Below are 17,476 nucleotides of genomic sequence, written 5' to 3'. Positions count from 1 at the left end.
GATGTGGTGAGCACATCACGGCGGGTCACCACCGGTCAAGCACCGCCACACGCGAAGCGGCGGACGGGCCCCGTGGCCCGTCCGCCGCCGTCGGCGCGTCGTGGGGTCAGCCCAGGCGGGCCTCGATCGCCTCGATGATCCGGGGCCGCAGCTCGGCGGCGCGGATCACCGCGTCCACGGAACCGACCTCGACGGCACGCTGGATGCTGTGCACCCGGTCGAACTCGGTGGCCACCTCGCCCAGCTTCTCGGCCCGCACCGACGACCGCAGCTCGTCCAGCTCCCCGGTGAGCGTCGCGCGCTCGGTGCCGGTGGCGGCCCCGACCCGGCTCTCCAGCTCGCGTACCCGCGGATCGGCGGCGGTGCGCGCGGCGACCTCGCCGGCGAAGACCACGGCGGCGGCCGGCGCGCCACCGAGCACCGAGGCGAACGAGCCCTCGATCGCCAGCACCGTCATGGCCGGGTTGAGCGCCTTGGAGAACACCACGAACGCGCCGCCGTGGTAGCGCGAGATCACGCAGAACACGATCGGGCCGCGGAAGTTCACGATCGCCCGGCCGATCTCCGCGCCGTACTCCAGTTGCAGCTTGCGCATCGACTCCGGCGAGCCGTCGAAGCCGGACAGGTTCGCCAGCACCACCAGCGGCCGGTTGCCGCTGGCCGCGTTGATCGCCCGCGCGGCCTTCTTCGACGACCGGGGGAACAGCGTGCCGGCGGTGTAGGTGTCCGGGCCGTCGGTGGGCGGGAAACCGTGCCGGGGCACCGACCGGGACTCGATGCCGAGCAGGCACACCGGGATGCCGCCGAGGTGCACGTCCTGCACCACCGCGGTCTCCGCGTCGGCCATGCCCGCCCACCGCTCCAGCACCGGGTGGTCCTGGTCCGCGAGGGCCCGCATCACGGTACGGATGTCGAACGGCTTCTTCCGGTCCGGGTTCGCGGTGGCGGAGAAGATCTCCCCGACCGTGGTGAAGTCGCTGCCGGCCACCGTGTGCGGGAACGTCGACACGTCCCGGTCCACCGGGTCGGTGGTGGTGGCCCGACGCGGCGCGTCCTCACCCGGCGCCACGTACGTGTGGTCGTAGTGCGCCATCAGCACCTCGTGCGCGGCCGGCAGGTTAGGCGCCCAGTACTGCGCCTGCCCGTTCGGGCCCATCACCCGGTCGTAGCCGCCGATGCCGAAGTTGTCCTCGGCGGACACGCCGCCGGAGAAGTCCAGCGACTGCTTGCCGGTCAGCACCATCGCCGAGTCCGGCGTCATCACCAGCACACCCTTGGTGTGCATGAGCATCGTCGCCTCGGCGTTCCAGTACGGCTGGGCGCCGACGGTGATGCCCGCCACCACGATGTTGATCTCGCCGCCGTCCTGGGTGAACTCGACGATCCGCTTGAGCGCGGCGGCCACCCAGTCCATGTTCTCGGTGCCCGAGGTCATCGAGATCCGGGCACCGGCGGAGAGCGCGTACCACTCCAGCGGCACGCCCATCCGCTGCGCCAGGTCCAGCGCGGCGATCACCCGCCGGCACTCCGGCTCGGAGAGCGCGCCGAGCGACTTGGTCGGGTCGCCCAGCAGCACCACCCGCGTCACCCCGTCCGGGTGCCGTGGCGTCGGCGTACGGACCACGCCGGCCACGATCGCGGCGGTGTTGCGCCCCTTCGGCCGGTCCACCGGCACCAGCGTGTGCTCGGCGTCCAGGTCGTGCTCGGTGAACTCGCCGAGCAGCCCGGTCAGCTCGTACGGGTAGACCGTGTTGCGGCTGGCCGCCCGCAGCACCTTGAGCCGGTAGTCGTCGAGCGGCTCGACCGGCTCGGTCGGCGGCTCCCCGACGGAGAGCCGGGCCTGCCCGGTGACGTCGAACGCGATCCGCACGCCGACCTTGGTCAACTCCCCGGTGCGGCGGTCCCGCTGCCGCCCGATGAACAGGATCTCCTCCAGATCCGCGCCGACCGTGGTCGGGCGCACCCGGGCCGCGATCCGCTCCATCTCCTCGCGGGTCAGCTCGCTCGGCGGCCAGACGTAGATGACGATCCGGTTGGTCGGGAACCGGACCTTCGACGGTCGCCGGGACTGCGCCCGACGGATCGAGTCGATGCAGGCGGTGACCGCGTCCTCGGTGGTCGGCAGCGCCACCAGCCGGCCGTCCTGCTCGCGCAGCTCGGTCAGGTCCCGGACCTGGGCGAACGCGACGAGCCGCTGGTCCGTCGGGTTCTCCTGGGCGACCGCCTGGAAGAGGTAGACCTCCTCGTCCAGCGACGGCAGCCGGGTCAGGTCGAACCGGTGCAGCCGCTCCAACTGCATCCGCTGCGCGATGTACGGGTGCAGGCCCCGGATCAGCCGCTCCTCGACCATCGCGGTGCCGTCCGGACGGAACGTGAAGTGGTGGTGCATCACCGCGCCGCCGCGCCCGGCCACCGTGGTGGTGAGCCGGCGCACCCGGTCCGGCAGCGGATGCGCGTTGATCACGTCGAGCAGCGCGGCGGCGGTGGCGTCGAACTCCTCGGGCTGGTTCTCCCAGGCCAGGTAGACGTCCGCGTCGACGGCCGCGCAGTCCGCGGCGACCTCGGCCAGCCCGCGCAGCGCGTCGCCGAGCGCGTCGAACCGCACCGCGGCCGACACCACGCTCGACTCGGCGCGGTCGGCCACCACGAACACGCAACCCCCGGCCGTACGGGTGCGGACGCCGGTGAGCGCCTTGTTGCCGTAGTAGCGGCGGGTCAGCACCTCCAGCATGGTCGCGTTGTCCAGGTTGTCCCGGACCAGCCGCTGACCGAGCAGCCGGACCAGCGGCTCGGTGCTGCGGACCATCTCGGCGACCCGCTCGTCGCGGTCCGGCGCGTCCGGCTGGCGGTCGAGGTGACGCAGGTGCGACCGGACCCGCGCGTACACCCGGGCCCGGTTGCGGCGCAGCAGCGGCTGGGCGAACCAGGCGAACACCACGCCCCGGGCCAGGTCCGCGACGACCGGGAAGCGGACCTGGGTGGCCGCGATCAGCCGCTCCAACGCGAGGCCGGCGGGCTCGCGCAGTGCCTCGTCCGGCGGCAGCTCCCGCAGCCAGGAGCGGAGCAGCGCGGCGATCACGGCGGCGTCGACGGTGGCCCGCTGCTGGGCCAGGAAGATCCGGAACACCGCGGCCTCGAGCGCGGGGGAGCGGTCCAGCTCGCTCACGCCGTAGTGACCGAGCGCCTTGGCCAGCCGGGCCCGGAACGCCTCCGGCGAACCGGCCCGCTCCACGTCGAGGCTCTGGAGGTAGATGTGGAAGTGCTCGCGGGCGCTGTGCAGGTGCCCGCCGGGACCGTCGTCCCCGCCCGGCCGGTTGCGGCTCAGCTCGGCCAGGTCGGCGAAGACGTCGACAAGTTCCAACTCCTCGGCCAGTGGCCGGTGCCCGGCCTCGGTGGCCGCCCGGCGCGCGTCGAGGTAGTCGTCGAGGACGCGGCGCTCGTCGTGCGGGTCCACGTCGAAGCCGAGCAGCAGCCCGCGCAGGTCCTCCTGGCCACGCTCGACCCGGGTCCGCGCCGGGACGTCCGCGGGCGCGTCCGGCAGGTCCAGCTCCACGGCCGCCTCGGCCGGGGCGGCGGCCTCGGCGCCCTCCTCGGCGACCGGCTCCAGGCGCAGCAGCGGCGCGCCGGCCTCCACCTGGGTGCCGACCGCGACGGCGCACTCCTTCAGGCGGGCCCGGAACGGCGCCCGCAGCACCGTCTCCATCTTCATCGCCTCCAGCACCAGCACCGGCGCGCCGGCCTCGACCTCCGCGCCGACCTCCAGCGGCGTGGCGACGACGAGCGCCGGCATCGGGGAGCGCAGCACGCCGCCCTCGTCACGGCTGATCCGGTGCGTGACGCCGTCCACCTCGACCAGGTGGACCGGCCCGTGGGTGCCGGTGAGCAGGCGGTAGCGGACGCCGTTGACGGCGATCTGCCCGGTGTGCCGGTCGAAGCGGTCCAGTTCGACGTCGGCGGTACGCGCGTCGCCGCCGGCCTCGATGCCGACCCGGAACCGGTGCGCGCCGACCCGGGCCACCCGCATCCGGTAGCTCGCGCCGCGCAGCTTCAGGTCCAGCGGCCGGCCGCTGCGGTGCTGCACCTGGGGCCGGCCGCCGGCCGCGGTGGAGAGCAGTCGCTGCCGCTCGGCGCTCTCGTCCTCCTCGTACGCCTCGATCGCGGCGGCGGCCAGCGCCACCGCGGAGTGCCGGTGCCCGACCAGCCGGCCCTCGCCGCGGACCCGGTCGATCCAGCCGGTGTCCGCGCTGGCGTCGATCACCTCGGGCTGGTCGAGCAGGTCGAGCACGAAGCTCTTGTTGGTCGCCCCGCCCTCGATGACGACGATGGTGTCCGCCATGGCGCGGCGCAGCCGGCCGAGCGCCTCGTCCCGGTCCCGGCCGTACGCGATGATCTTGGCGATCATGGAGTCGAAGTCGGCGGGGATGGTGTCGCCCTCGCTGACTCCGGTGTCCACCCGGATGCCGGGGCCGGCCGGGAGGTCCAGGCGGGTGATCCGCCCGGGGGAGGGGGCGAAGTCCCGGTCCGGGTCCTCCGCGTTGAGTCGCGCCTCGATGGCGTGCCCGCGCTCGGCCGGCGGGGCGCCGGTGAGCCGGCCCCCGCCGGCCACGTGCAGCTGCGCCTTGACCAGGTCGAAGCCGGTGGTCGACTCGGTGATCGGGTGTTCGACCTGGAGCCGGGTGTTCACCTCCAGGAAGGCGAAGAGCCGGTCGCCGGGGTGGTAGAGGAACTCCACCGTGGCCGCGCCGCGGTAGCCGACCGCGACCGCCAGCCGTTCCGCCGACGTCTTCAGCTCGGCGACCTGCGCCGCGTCGAGCAGCGGCGAGGCCGACTCCTCGATCACCTTCTGGTTGCGCCGCTGCACCGAGCAGTCCCGGACGCCGAGCGCCCACGCGGTGCCCTGCCCGTCCGCGATCACCTGCACCTCGACGTGGCGGGCGCCGGTGACCAGGCGCTCCAGGAACACCACGCCGCTGCCGAACGCCCGGGCCGCCTCCTGGCTGGTGCGCTCGTACGCGTCGGCCAGCTCCGCGTCGCTGCGGACCACCCGGATGCCGCGCCCGCCGCCGCCGGCGGTCGCCTTCAGCATCAGCGGGTAGCCGATCTGCGCCGCCGCGGCCACCGCCGCCTCCAGGCTCTCCACCGCGCCGCGGCTCCACGGCGCGACCGGCACGCCGACCTCCTCGGCGATCAGCTTGGCGCCGATCTTGTCGCCGAGCTTGCGCATCGCGTCCGCGCTCGGCCCGACGAACGTGACACCGACCTTCTCGCACAGCTCGGCGAAGGCCGGGTCCTCGGCCACGAAACCCCAACCCACCCACGCGGCGTCCGCGCGGGTCTCCACCAGCGCGCGTTCCAGCGCCTTGAGGTCGAGGTACGGGCGGGCGGACGCGGGCCCGAGGTCGTACGCGACGTCCGCCTCGCGGACGAAGGTGGCGGTGCGGTCGACGTCGGTGTACAGCGCGACGGTCTCGATCCGGCTGCCGGTCTCCGCGGCCAGTTCCCGGACCGCGTGGATGAGCCGCATGGCGGCCTCACCACGGTTGACGATGGCGACACGGGTGAACACGTGACCGTCCCCTTCGGTAGACCCACGGTGTTGCGCCGGGTGGCGGCGGTGCCCCCGGCTTGCCTCACCCTGCCGTCTGCCAGCGGGCCGCGCCATGTCGTAATCGCCGAACCCTGAGCGGCGACCGTTGTAGGAACCACACAAAAGTTTTTATGCCAATACGCTGGACAGCGCCGTCCCCGAGAGGGGGCCGGCGCTGTCCAGCGGTGACGTGGGCGGTTCAGCCCGGGATCTCGCGCGGGTCGCGGCTGCGCGGGTAGGTGTTCTTCTCTCCGATCGTGCCGTCCTGCTTCTTGATCACGTGCTCGGTGCCACGCTCGGCCGCCATCTCCCGGCCGGCGGCCTCCGCCTCGGCCTTCGTGTCGTGCCGGCTGCTGGCGCGCTCGTTGCCCTCCGGGCGGTTCTTCCACTGCCCGTCCTGCTGGTAGGTGTCGATGTCACCCTTCGCCATGTCGTCAGCTCCCTCGAATCCGTGGTCGATGACGAATGTCTGCCCCCACCCCCGCCCCCCTAATCCTTCCGCCCCCTCCCACCGCGCGCAGATTCACGGAAAGAGTGGCCATTCCGGTGGCAACAGCCACTCTTTCCGTGAAACAGGCGTCGGGTGGGTGGATGGGCGCGCCGGGGCGGCGCGATTTTGTGGGTTTCGATCTCGTCCCGGTATCTGGTCGGGGAGCCGCGCCGGGGGGTCGGCGGGGGTGGTGCGGAGCGTGTTACTGACCAGTAAGGACGCGCGTGAATGCCGCCAACCGCCCGAGTCGCCGTCGATCGGTCCTACCCGACCCAAGTGCTGAGATCGGGGCCAGTCGACGCAAGCGGAACTCTTGCCATCAATGACAAACGTGTGACAACTTCGACGAAGCCCGATCGGCCGAGCCTCACCGGCCGAACGGCTGCCCGGGGCTGCCGAAAGGCCGCCCGTGCTCAGCTCCAGGAGGTATCCATATGCGACTCTCCGGGTCATCGCGGCGTACCGCCACCGCCCTCACCGTGGCCGGCGCGCTGATCGTCGGCTCACTGGCCGGCGCTCCCGCAAACGCCGCACCCGAGACGTCCGCCACCCCCGAGAAGGCCACCGCGCTCGCCGCCGCACTCGGCGACCGCTCCGCCGGGACGTACGCCGACGCCGCCGGCGCCATGGTCGTCACGGTGACCGACGCCGCCGCCGCCCAGAAGGTCCGCGCGGCCGGCGCCACCCCGAAGCTCGTCACCCGGGGCGCGGACGACCTCGCCCGCGCCACCTCGGCGCTCGACAAGTCCGCCCGCATCCCGGGCACCGCCTGGTGGACCGACCCGGCGACCAACCAGGTGGTCGTCTCGGTCGACAGCACCGTCACCGGCGCGAAGCTGGACCGGGTCAAGGCCGTCGCGAAGCAACTCGACGGCACGATCCGGATCGAGCGCGAGGCCGGCACGCTCGGCACCCGGACGGCCGGCGGCGAGGCCATCTACGCCCAGGGCGGCGGACGCTGCTCGCTCGGCTTCAACGTGCGCAGCGGCAGCACCTACTACTTCCTGACCGCCGGGCACTGCACCGCGATCGCCGCCAACTGGTACGCCGACTCCGGGCAGAGCAGCCAGCTCGGCACCGGTGGCACCGGCAGCTTCCCCGGCAACGACTACGGCATCGTGCAGCACACGAACGCCGGCGCGGCCGAGAGCAGCGTCTCGCTCTACAACGGCAGCACGCAGGCCATCACCGGCGCGGCCGACGCGTTCGTCGGGCAGTCGGTGCAGCGCTCCGGCAGCACCACCGGCCTGCACGGCGGCACGGTCGAGGCGCTCGACGCCACGGTGAACTACGCCGAGGGCAGCGTCTCCGGCCTGATCCGCACGAACGTCTGCGCCGAGCCGGGCGACAGCGGCGGCTCGCTGTTCAGCGGCAGCAGCGCCATCGGCCTGACCTCCGGCGGCAACGGTGACTGCTCCTCCGGCGGAACCACCTACTTCCAGCCGGTGACCGAGGCGCTCAGCGTCTACGGCGTGAGCATCGCCTGAGCACGTCCGCGTACGGGAAGGGGTCGTCGGGAAACCGGCGGCCCCTTCCGGCCTCCTTTGCCGGAACGGCAAGGATCCTTGCTGCCGGCCCGGCCCCCGCGCACGATGGCGGAGCCGGGCCGCCGACGTGCCCGGCGGCGAAGGAGGCAGGCATGACCGGGCACCACCACCAGCACCACCAGGACCCGCCGGCGGACACCGACCCGGCCCGGTTCTGGGACGAGCGGTACGGACAGGCGGAGCGGATCTGGAGCGGCCGGGTCAACCCGGTGCTCGCCGAGGTGGCCGCCGACCTGCCCCCGGGCACCGTGCTCGACCTGGGCAGCGGGGAGGGCGGCGACGCGGTCTGGCTGGCGACCCGGGGCTGGCACGTCACCGCCGTGGACATCTCGACCGTGGCGCTGGAGCGGCTCGCGGTCGAGGCCGCGCGCGCCGACGTGGCGGACCGGATCACCACCGCCCGCCACGACGTGACCCGGGACTTCCCGGCCGGCCGCTTCGACCTGGTGTCGGCGCAGTTCTTCCAGTCCCCGCTGGTGCTGCCCCGGGACCAGGTGCTGCCCCGGGCGGCCGGGGCGGTGGCGCCCGGCGGCCGGCTGCTCGTCGTCGAGCACGGCGCGCCGCCGCCGTGGTCCGGGCTCGACGCCGACGACCCGCGGTTCGCCAGCCCGGAGCGGATCCTCGCCGCGATCGACCTCGACCCGGACGGCTGGCGGATCGAGCGGCTCGGCGCGGCACGCCGCACCGCCACCGGGCCGGACGGTCACCCGGGAGAGCTGGTCGACCACGTGGTCCTGGCCCACCGCCGCTGACCGTCCGCCCCGGGCCGGGTCAACAGCAGCACCAGCGTGCCGGCCGCGCACAACGTCGCCGCCATGGCGTACGCCCAGCGGAAGCCGACCTGCGCGGAGAGCCCCAGCAGCGGGCCGGCGAGCACCGCGCCGATCGGGAACGTGTTGGTGAACAGCGTGGTGGCCCGGCCGGGCTGACCGGGCAGCAGATCCTGCACGTACGAGATGCCGACCCCGGAGACCGCGGCGATGAACAGCGCGTTGACCGGCTGCGCGACGAGCAGCACCGGCACGCTCGTCGCCCCGGCGGCGACCGCGTAGTAGGCGATGCCGCAGCCGGCCCCGACCAGGATCAACGGCCGGAGCCGGACCCGCGCGGTGAGCGCGCCCAGCCCCAGCATGAGCGGGATCTCCAGTGCGGCGCAGAGGCCAAGCACGAGGCCCGCGTCCGCCGGGTCGCCGCGCAGCACCCGGCCGATGAACAGCGGCAGCACCTGCACGCCGAGCGTCAGCGGGCACTGCAACATGGTGAAGGCGGCCACCGTCAGCGCCAACCGCCACCGCGACGCGCCCGGCGGGCCGGCGGCCGGCTCGTCCGGGGCCGGCCGCGGCGGCACCGGCAGCTCCTCCAGCCGGAGCACGGCGATCAGCGCGGCCAGCGCGTACATGACCGCGGCCGCGCCGTAGACCAGCCGGAAGCCGCCGACGGAGAGCAGGATCGCGGCCAGCGGCGGCCCGGCCACCCAGGACAGCGAGAAGATGGTACGCATCACGCTGACGCCGAGCGCGGCCCGCCCGGGACTGTCCCGGTCGAGCAGTTGGCGGGTGTAGGCGAACGACTGCGGGAACAGCGAGTTGGCCAGCGCCATGACGGTCGCGGTCAGCACCATCAGGACCCAGTAGTCGCGGACGAACGCGATCAGGCCGGCGCCCACCATCCCGGCCAGCGACGCGCCGATCAGCAGCCGACGCCGGATCGGCCACCGGTCCGACAGCCGCCCCACCAGCACCGCCACGGCCACCCCGGACAGCGGCGTGACGACCAGGAAGACGGTGACCCGCACCGGATCGGCCCGCACCTCGGTGTCCAGGAACAGCGACAGGAAGGGCATCACCACGGAGACGGAGGTGCCGACGGTCAGGAACAGCAGGGCCAGCGGAAGCAGCCGGAAACGGCCGGCGCGCACCGCCGGCCTGGTGTCGACAGCCATGCGGCGCACGGTACGCCCTACCGGTGACAAACCCGGTCCGGACGTGATTCTTACCGTCCTCGAACACCACGCCGCTAACGTCGGCGGCATGAGGGAACGGGAAGCGGTGGCGCACCTGTTGCGCCGGGCGACGTTCGGGCCGACCGCCGACGAGGTGGACGACGCCGAGCGGGCCGGGCTCGCCGCCACCCTCGACCGGCTGCTCGACCCCGCCGGTCCGGACCGGGGCGCGGCGGCCACCCCGACGCCCGCGCTCGGCCCCGACCCGGCGGCGGCGCTCGGCCAGGACGCCACCCGTGAGCAGCGCCAACAGGTCAACCGCGAACGTCGTGAGCAGGTGAGCACGCTGACCGCCTGGTGGCTGGCGCGGATGATCGCCGCCGAGCACCAGGGCGACGAGAAGCTGCTGTTCTTCTGGCACGGGCACTGGGCCACGAGCGTGCGCAAGGTCCGGTCGGCGCCGCTGATGCTGCGTCAGTTGGAGACGCTTCGACGGTTCGGTCGAGGCCCGCTGGCGCCGCTGCTCGACGCCATGGTCCGGGACCCGGCGCTCATCCTCTGGCTCGACGGGCAGCAGAACACCCGGCGGGCGCCGAACGAGAACCTGGCCCGTGAGCTGCTGGAACTGTTCACGCTCGGCATCGGCGGCGGCTATGGCGAGGCCGACGTCAAGGAGGGCGCGCGGGCGCTCACCGGCTGGACGGTGGACCGGCGTACCGGCGTCGCCCGGTTCGTGGCCCGGCGGCACGATCCCGGGCCGAAGACGATCCTCGGCAGCCGTGCCTCGTTCGACGCCGGCTCGTACGCGGCGCTGCTCGCCGGCCGCCCGGAGACCGCCCGGTTCGTCGCCGGCCGGCTGTGGTTCCGCTACGCCGGCGCGCAGGTGCCGCCGCCGGCGGACCTCGCCGGCCCGGACACCGTCGGCACGCTGCGCCGGATCTTCACCGCGCCGGCGTTCGCGCAGACCCGCGACACGCTCGTCAAGCAACCCGTGGAATGGCTGGTCGGCGCGGCCCGGCAGCTCGGTGTGCGCCCGGCGGCGTTGTCGGAGGCGGGCCGGCGCCGGCTGCTGGCCGGGCTCAACGCCCTGGACCAGGTGCCGTTGCGGCCACCGAGTGTCGGCGGCTGGCCGGCCGGCACGGCCTGGCTGACCACCTCGTCGTTGCAGGCCCGGATGAGGGTCGCCGACCAGGTGGCCGGCGCGGCCGATCCGGCGGTGCTGGCCCGGCTCGCCGCCGCGCCGCCGGCGGGTCGGCCCGACGCGTTGGCGCGGCTGCTGGTCGTCGACCGGTGGAGCGATCGCACCCGGGCCGCCCTGGCCCCGCTGGCCGGACAGCCCCGCCGGCTGTTGGTCGCCGGCCTGGTCAGCCCCGAGTACGCGGTCAGTTGAGAGGAGCGATCCGTGGACGTCCTGACCCGACGGCGGTTCCTGGTGGCCAGTGGCGTGGTCGGCGCGAGCGCCCTGGCCGGCGGCGCCGCCGCGTACCGCCTGAACGACCTGCTCGCCACCGCCGGGGACCGGGATCCGCAGGCCCGCACGCTCGTCCTGGTCACGCTGTACGGCGGCAACGACGGCCTGAACACCGTCGTGCCCCACGCCGACCCCGCCTACCGGAACGCCCGGCCCGACCTGGCGTACTCGGCCGAGGAGGTGCTGCGGCTCGACGACGGCACCGGTCTCAACCCGGCGCTAGGCGGGCTGCACCGCGCGTACGGCGCGGGACGGCTCGCGGTGGTGCGCGGCGTCGGCTACCCGAAGCCGGACCGGAGCCACTTCCGGTCCATGGACATCTGGCACACCGCCCAGCCGGACCGGCCCGGCACCACGGGTTGGCTGGGCCGCTGGCTCGACCGGGCCGGCGCGGACCCCCGGCTGGCGGTGTCGTTCGAACCGGCCCTGCCGCCACTGCTGGCCGGGGAACGGGGGGCGGGGGCGTCGGTGCCGGTGACCGAGCGGGAGGGCCCGCCCCGGCTCGCCGCCGAGACGCTCACCGCGCTCGCGGCCGTCGCGCCGGACGACTCACCGGCCCGGGCCCGCGCGGCGGCCTGCTTCGCCGACCTGGGCGCGGTGGACGCGATGGTCCGGCAGGTCCGGGCCACGCCGGCGGGGGAGGACGCCGAGGACGACGGGGAGACCGCGTCGGCCACCGCGACCGGCGGCGCCCGGGCCTCCCTGGACGCGCAACTCGACCTGGTCGCCCGCTGTGTCGAGGCGGGGGTCGTCACCCGGGTCTTCTCCGTCTCGCTCGGCGGCTTCGACACGCACGCCGACGAGAAGCAGCTCCAGGAGGTGCTGCTCGGGCAGCTCGACGGCGCGTTGAGCCGCTTCACCGACCGGATGTCGCGCACCGAGGCCGGCCGCAAGGTGGTGGTGGCGGTCTACTCGGAGTTCGGCCGCCGGGCCCGGGCCAACGCCTCCGACGGCACCGATCACGGCACCGCCTCGAACGTGCTGCTGCTGGGCGCGCCGGTCGACGGCGGCCTGTACGGCGAGCCGCCCAGCCTCACCGACCTCGACGACGGCGACCTGAAGTTCACCACCGACTTCCGGGACGTCTACGCCACGCTGTTGGAGCGGGTGCTGGACACCGATGCGGGGGCGGTCCTCGGGGGCTGGCGGGGGCGGCTCGCCGACGCGCTCTGAGCCGGCGACGCCCGGTCAGCCGACCGCGGTGGCCGACGGCGGCGCGCTGCCGCCGCGCGGCACCTCGGCCGTCATCAGCCGGATGATCTCCGCCCGGTCGGCTTCCGACGGCAGCCCCCACTCCGGCCGGTAGCCGTACACCTCATCCAGCGGGGTGGCGGCGGTCCGGCCGTCGACGATCTCGACCGAGTCGGTGCCGATCAGGCCGGGATGCTCCACGCCGCACGCCTCCGCGACCTTGACCAGGTCCCGGCGCAGCGTCCGCACGTAGTTGGCGGCCCGCACCGACTTGCGGGCCGGGTCCAGGCCCCGGGCCAGCCAGGCGTTCTGGGTCGCGACTCCGGTCGGGCAGGTGTCGGTGTGGCACTTCTGCGCCTGGATGCAGCCGATCGCCAGCATCGCCTCCCGGCCGACGTTGACCATGTCGGCGCCGAGCGCGAACGCGACCACCGCGTTGTCCGGCAGGCCGAGCTTGCCCGCGCCGACGAAGACCACCTGCTCGTGCAGGCCGCGCTCGGCGAACGTCCGGTAGACGCGGGAGAAGCCCTGCTGGAACGGCAGCGACACCGAGTCGCTGAAGATGAGCGGGGCGGCGCCGGTGCCGCCCTCGCCGCCGTCGACGGTGACGAAGTCGACGCCCCGGCCGGTGTCCCGCATCAGCGTGGCGAGGTCCTCCCAGAAGCCCAGGTCGCCGACCGCCGACTTGATGCCGACCGGCAGGCCGGTCTCGGCCGCGAGCAGCTCCACCCAGTCCAGCAGGCTGTCGCAGTCGGAGAACTCGGCGTGCCGCGACGGGCTGACGCAGTCCTGCCCGGCCGGGATGCCCCGGGTGGCGGCGATCTCGGCGGAGACCTTCGCCGCCGGCAGCAGACCGCCCAGGCTGGGCTTGGCGCCCTGGCTGAGTTTGATCTCCAACGCCCGCACCGGCGCGCCCGCCACCAGCTCCCTGAGCCGGTCCAGGCTGAACCGGCCGTGGGCGTCGCGGCAGCCGAAGTACGCGGTGCCGAGCTGGAAGACCAGCTCACCGCCCTTGCGGTGGTACGGCGACAGGCCGCCCTCACCGGTGTTCTGGAGGCAGCCGGCCAGCGCGGCGCCCCGGTTCAACGCCTCGATCGCGTTGCCGGAGAGCGAGCCGAAGCTCATCCCGGAGATGTTGACCACCGACTCCGGCCGGAACGCCCGCGCCCGCCCGCGCGCCGCGCCCAGCACCTTGGCGCAGGGCAACACCACGTCGTGCCCGGCGGCCGGCGCGGACGGCGGCACGGCCCGCCCGAACGTGCGGTGCTTGATGATCGGGTAGCCGCGGGTGTGCTCGATGTCGTTGTCGGTGCCGAACCCGAAGTAGTTGTTCTCCTGCTTCGCCGAGGCGTACACCCAGCGCCGCTGGTCGCGGGTGAACGGCCGCTCCTCGTCGTTGCCGGCCACCACGTACTGGCGCAGCTCGGGCCCGATCGACTCGATCAGGTAGCGGGCGCGGCCGAGGACGGGAAAGTTGCGGCGCAGCGCGTGGTCACGTTGCAGCAGGTCCCGTGCGGCGAGCGCGGCGACGGCGGCGACGGCGGCGGGTACGGCTCTTCTGGCCCAGCTCATCACGCCACTCTTTCCGCCCGGGCCACCGATCAAACTCGGGCGGGAACCCGAGCGGCGCGAGCGGTGTCAGGGAAGTGTGCCGGACCGTCCACCGTCCACCGTCGACCTGCCGGCGGCCGGCTGCTGGCACCTGTGGCTGGCCTGGTCCGGCCGGTCCGACGCGATGGACCTCGGCTACCGGGCCGCCGGCTGGGGCCGGGGTCGGCGACGGGTTCGTGCCCCGGCGGCGGGGCATGGGCCGGTCCGGTCCGGGTAACGCCGGGTCATGGCGAAGTACACGAAGCCGGAACTGCGGGAGCGGCTGAAGGAGGAGATCAAGGCCTCCGACAAGGGCGGCCGGCCGGGGCAGTGGTCGGCCCGCAAGTCGCAGTTGCTGACCAACGAGTACAAGAAGCGCGGCGGGGGCTTCGCGGGCCCGAAGGACGCACGGCAGCGTTCCCTGCAACGCTGGGGCGGCGAGCAGTGGCAGACCCGGTCCGGTGACACCCGTGCCCGACACAACGGTGAAACCGATCGTTACCTGCCGAAACAGGCCTGGGATGAGCTGTCGGAGCAGGACCGGCGGGAAACCGACCGCCGCAAGCGGCGCGCGTCGCGCACCGGCCGGCAGTACGTGCCCAACACCGGCCCGGCCAAGCGGGCCCGCCGGGACGCGACCGCGGCCGAGCAGGTCAACGAGCTGCCGGTGGCGGAGGCGGCGAAGCTGGTGCGCGATCTCGACAAGCGCCAGCTCGACGCGGCGTTGCGCCGGGAACGTGGTGGCAAGGCCCGCAGCACGCTGATCCGGCGGCTGGAGTCGGAACTCCGCCGCCGGACCGCGTGAGCACCGACTACCGGCGCGGCTGCTGCGGGACGCGGGGCAGCACGAACGGCGGCCCGGAGAAGATGAGGTCGGCCTTCAGCTCCTGGTACGACCGCTTCGGCTGGTAGTTCTCGTCGTACACGGTGGCCAGGCCCTCCGGCGGGTCCGAGAACGCGCCCGGCACCCAGGAGTGCTTGTCGGTGAAGCCCCAGAGCGTGAACGACAGGCAGTGCCGCTCGGCCAGGCAGGCGCGCAGCAGCGTGCTGAAGTTGGCCGCGGACGCCTGCAACCGGGGGTTGATCTCGGCGGAGTCGCCGGCCCGCACCCCGGCGGTCAGCTGGCTGCGCACGTCCACCTCGGTGAACGCGGTGGCCAGGCCCAGGCCGGCGAACTTCCGCAGCGCGGCGGCGACCTGGAGCGTGTCGTAGTTGCCGTACTGGGTGCCCAGGTGGCCCTGGCTGCCGACGCCGTCGATCGGCACGCCCCGGGCCCGCAGGTCCCGCGCCATCTCGTAGACGAACTGCGTCTTGTCGTCGGCCGGGTTGCCGGAGCCGAACGCCTCGATGTTGTAGTCGTTGTAGAACAGCAGCGCGTTCGGGTCGGCGGCGCGCGCCCAGCGGAACGCGTCGGCGATGTAGCCGGGGCCGAGGTGCTCGGCCCAGAAGCCCTTGTAGTGCAGCGTGGACGGGGTGTCCCAGGGGTCGCTGACCGCCTCGTTCACCACGTCCCACTGCCAGATCCGGCCCTTGAAGTGGCGGACCACGGCGGTGATGTGGTCACGCAGGATGCGGCGCAGCTCGGCGGTGTCGATGGAGCCGTCCGCGACGCCGCTGGTCAGCCACGCCGGCAACTGGTTGTGCCAGACCAGCACGTGACCGCGGACCCGCTGGTGGTGCTGGCGGGCGAACGTGACCAGCTCGTCGGCCGGCCCCCAGTCGTAGGTGCCGCGGGTGGGTTCCAGGCTCTCCCACTTCATCACGTTCTCGGCGGTGACGGTGGAGAACTCGGACCCGACCAGCTCGCGGTAGCGGGGTTCGGCGGCGTTGTCGAGCGCGGCCATGTCGACCGCGGTGCCCACGTACAGACCGTGCCGTTGGGCCAGGGCCCGCAGGCTCTGCGCGGTCGGGTCGTAGGGGCGTCCGGCGGTGGCGGGTACGGCGTTGAGGGCGGCGGCGGTCGCGACGGCGACCAGGCCGGCGGCGATCCAACGGCTCGGCTTCACAGGTGTCCTTCCGGCAGCGGGCGAAACTTCCGGGAACTTTTCCGAAACTCGGCCGGAACATTACGGCCGTCGATGTGGCGTCGTCAATCGCCCGGCGCGCCGGTGTCTTGACACCTGCCGTTGTGAACGTGAACATAGATGGTTGTCTGTATGGGGAGGTCTTCGCGTGAACGAGGTGCGGCGTAGTCGGTTGCTGATCGCGCTGGTGGGCGTGCTGATCGCGCTGGTGGGTGGCGTGGCGGTCGCCCCGGCGCCGGCCGCCGCCGCCACCGACGGGTTCCGGGGCATGAACTGGGCGGTCCTGGGGGACAACTTCAGCACCGGCCCGCTCGTCGTGCAGGGCCTGAGCATGTCCGACAGCAACGCGACCGTGCGGGCCAAGGCCAACGCCCTCTACGACGACATGGCGGCCACCATGGGCGTCAACACCGTCCGGCTGCCGATCAACACGCACACCGTGGGCACGGCGTGGTGGGAGGCGTACCGGGGCGCGATCGACGCCGCCACCGCACGGGGCTTCAAGGTCATCCTCGCCTACTGGGAGGACGGCGCCGCCTCCGGCGGCCGGATCACGAACCTCGCCGCCTGGAACGCGATGTGGTCCACGGTGACCAACACGTACGGCGCGAACCCCAACGTCTACTTCGAGCCGATGAACGAGCCGCACGGCTACAGCTCGGCGGAGTGGCGCGACGTCGCGGCCAACTGGCTCAGCTACCACTACTCGGCGGTGCCCGGCCGGGTGCTCGTCGGCGGCACCGGCTTCAGCCAGGACCTGCGCGACGTCTGCAACGATTCCCGCTTCGCCGCGACGCTGTTCTCCTTCCACCACTACGCGTTCTTCTACGAGGCGATGAGCTACGACGCCTTCCGGAGCCACATCCAGACCCGCCTCGGCAACTGCGCCTCCCGCGCGGTGGCCACCGAGTTCGGCGCGCCGATGAACGACGGCCGCGACTACGCCGACGCCGCCAGCACCGACAACTTCGTCCGCCACATCCGCGCCATGGCCCAGGTCATGCGGGACAACCGGATGGGCGGCACCTACTGGCCGGCCCTCGGCGGCAAGCCCGGCACCATCGGGTACGACTGGTACTCGATGTTCTCGCTCAGCGGCAGCGGCACGAACCTCGACCTGACCGTCCGCAACCCCTCCGGCGCGGACCGGATCCGTTACGGGTGGGGCGACACGGTCGGCGGCGGACCGACCACGCCGCCCCCGTCGACCGGGACGTTCTACCGGGTCACGGTGCGCCACAGCGGCAAGGCGATGGACGTCCAGGCGCCGAACACCGACAACGGCGCGCGCGTCGGCCAGTACACGTACGGCGGCAACGCGTGGCAGCAGTGGCAGTTCGTCGACGCCGGCAGCGGCTGGTGGCGCCTCGTCAGCCGGCACAGCGGCAAGTGCCTCGACGTGACGGGCGCCTCGACCGCCGACGGCGCGGAACTCATCCAGTACACCTGCGGCAGCGGCGCGAACCAGCAGTTCCAGATGGTCGCCAACGGCACCTGGTTCCAGCTCCGGGCCCGACACAGCGGCAAGTGCGTGGACGTGCCGGCCCTGTCGACCGCGGACGGCGTGGTCCTCAAGCAGTATCCGTGCAACACCGGCGCCAACCAGCAGTGGTCGCGCACGCCCGTCTGACCGT

General features: G+C 73.4%; 12 protein-coding genes. 7 read left to right on the top strand and 5 right to left on the bottom strand.

Annotated features, from left to right (window positions below):
- Nucleotides 1-106: 106 nt before the first annotated feature.
- The gene (locus tag AB0B02_RS06585; RefSeq protein ID WP_357297442.1) at nt 107-5,566 is read right to left on the bottom strand and encodes a carboxyl transferase domain-containing protein; all 5,460 of its coding nucleotides are present in this window, start codon (nt 5,564-5,566) and stop codon (nt 107-109) included.
- Nucleotides 5,567-5,786: 220 nt separating this feature from the next.
- Nucleotides 5,787-6,017 carry a DUF2188 domain-containing protein gene (locus AB0B02_RS06580; protein ID WP_089154306.1) on the bottom strand — a complete coding sequence of 77 codons (231 nt, stop codon included), beginning with the start codon at nt 6,015-6,017 and terminating at the stop codon, nt 5,787-5,789.
- A 494-nt stretch (nt 6,018-6,511) separates the two neighbouring features.
- Between AB0B02_RS06580 and AB0B02_RS06575 the strand changes: the two genes are divergently transcribed.
- Both AB0B02_RS06575 and AB0B02_RS06570 read left to right on the top strand, forming a co-directional pair.
- On the top strand, nt 6,512-7,564 hold the full coding sequence (locus AB0B02_RS06575; RefSeq protein ID WP_281942011.1) for a S1 family peptidase: 1,053 nt from the start codon (nt 6,512-6,514) through the stop codon (nt 7,562-7,564).
- Between the two features lie 152 nt (nt 7,565-7,716).
- On the top strand, nt 7,717-8,376 hold the full coding sequence (locus AB0B02_RS06570) for a class I SAM-dependent methyltransferase (protein WP_357297437.1): 660 nt from the start codon (nt 7,717-7,719) through the stop codon (nt 8,374-8,376).
- Here the strand turns inward: AB0B02_RS06570 and AB0B02_RS06565 are convergent.
- Complete coding sequence (locus tag AB0B02_RS06565) at nt 8,328-9,566, bottom strand: sugar efflux transporter (RefSeq protein ID WP_357297432.1); 1,239 nt, start codon at nt 9,564-9,566, stop codon at nt 8,328-8,330. The genes AB0B02_RS06570 and AB0B02_RS06565 overlap by 49 nt on opposite strands.
- Before the next feature lie 88 nt (nt 9,567-9,654).
- Here AB0B02_RS06565 and AB0B02_RS06560 point away from each other — a divergent pair, with 88 nt between their 5' ends.
- A complete protein-coding gene (locus tag AB0B02_RS06560) occupies nt 9,655-10,956 on the top strand; it encodes a DUF1800 domain-containing protein (RefSeq protein ID WP_357297429.1) in 1,302 nt (433 codons plus the stop codon).
- A gap of 12 nt (nt 10,957-10,968) precedes the next feature.
- Nucleotides 10,969-12,210 (top strand): DUF1501 domain-containing protein, encoded by a 1,242-nt coding sequence (locus AB0B02_RS06555; protein WP_357297427.1) that lies wholly within the window; start codon nt 10,969-10,971, stop codon nt 12,208-12,210.
- Between the two features lie 15 nt (nt 12,211-12,225).
- Here the strand turns inward: AB0B02_RS06555 and AB0B02_RS06550 are convergent, their stop codons facing one another.
- Complete coding sequence (locus AB0B02_RS06550) at nt 12,226-13,800, bottom strand: FMN-binding glutamate synthase family protein (protein ID WP_357297423.1); 1,575 nt, start codon at nt 13,798-13,800, stop codon at nt 12,226-12,228.
- A 76-nt stretch (nt 13,801-13,876) separates the two neighbouring features.
- Between AB0B02_RS06550 and AB0B02_RS06545 the strand changes: the two genes are divergently transcribed.
- Both AB0B02_RS06545 and AB0B02_RS06540 read left to right on the top strand, forming a co-directional pair.
- Complete coding sequence (locus tag AB0B02_RS06545; protein ID WP_357297420.1) at nt 13,877-14,056, top strand: hypothetical protein; 180 nt, start codon at nt 13,877-13,879, stop codon at nt 14,054-14,056.
- Between the two features lie 9 nt (nt 14,057-14,065).
- A complete protein-coding gene (locus AB0B02_RS06540) occupies nt 14,066-14,623 on the top strand; it encodes a DUF5872 domain-containing protein (protein WP_281942001.1) in 558 nt (185 codons plus the stop codon).
- 7 nt (nt 14,624-14,630) lie between these two features.
- Here the strand turns inward: AB0B02_RS06540 and AB0B02_RS06535 are convergent, their stop codons facing one another.
- Nucleotides 14,631-15,824, bottom strand: a complete 1,194-nt coding sequence (locus AB0B02_RS06535; protein WP_281941999.1) for an endo-1,4-beta-xylanase — start codon at nt 15,822-15,824, stop codon at nt 14,631-14,633.
- Nucleotides 15,825-15,990: 166 nt separating this feature from the next.
- Here AB0B02_RS06535 and AB0B02_RS06530 point away from each other — a divergent pair, with 166 nt between their 5' ends.
- Nucleotides 15,991-17,472: an RICIN domain-containing protein gene (locus AB0B02_RS06530; RefSeq protein ID WP_357297416.1), complete on the top strand. Its 1,482-nt coding sequence runs from the start codon at nt 15,991-15,993 to the stop codon at nt 17,470-17,472.
- Nucleotides 17,473-17,476 lie beyond the last annotated feature (4 nt).

Source organism: Micromonospora sp. NPDC049240 (assembly GCF_040647835.1).
Lineage (GTDB): Bacteria > Actinomycetota > Actinomycetes > Mycobacteriales > Micromonosporaceae > Micromonospora.
This window is presented reverse-complemented; position numbering and strand designations above follow the sequence as displayed.

Coding starts and splice junctions, on each gene's coding strand:
- AB0B02_RS06580 (WP_089154306.1), bottom strand. CDS start 6,017: ATGGCGAAGGGTGACATCGACACCTACCAGCAGGACGGGCAGTGGAAG.
- AB0B02_RS06575 (WP_281942011.1), top strand. CDS start 6,512: ATGCGACTCTCCGGGTCATCGCGGCGTACCGCCACCGCCCTCACCGTG.
- AB0B02_RS06570 (WP_357297437.1), top strand. CDS start 7,717: ATGACCGGGCACCACCACCAGCACCACCAGGACCCGCCGGCGGACACC.
- AB0B02_RS06565 (WP_357297432.1), bottom strand. CDS start 9,566: ATGGCTGTCGACACCAGGCCGGCGGTGCGCGCCGGCCGTTTCCGGCTG.
- AB0B02_RS06560 (WP_357297429.1), top strand. CDS start 9,655: ATGAGGGAACGGGAAGCGGTGGCGCACCTGTTGCGCCGGGCGACGTTC.
- AB0B02_RS06550 (WP_357297423.1), bottom strand. CDS start 13,800: ATGAGCTGGGCCAGAAGAGCCGTACCCGCCGCCGTCGCCGCCGTCGCC.
- AB0B02_RS06540 (WP_281942001.1), top strand. CDS start 14,066: ATGGCGAAGTACACGAAGCCGGAACTGCGGGAGCGGCTGAAGGAGGAG.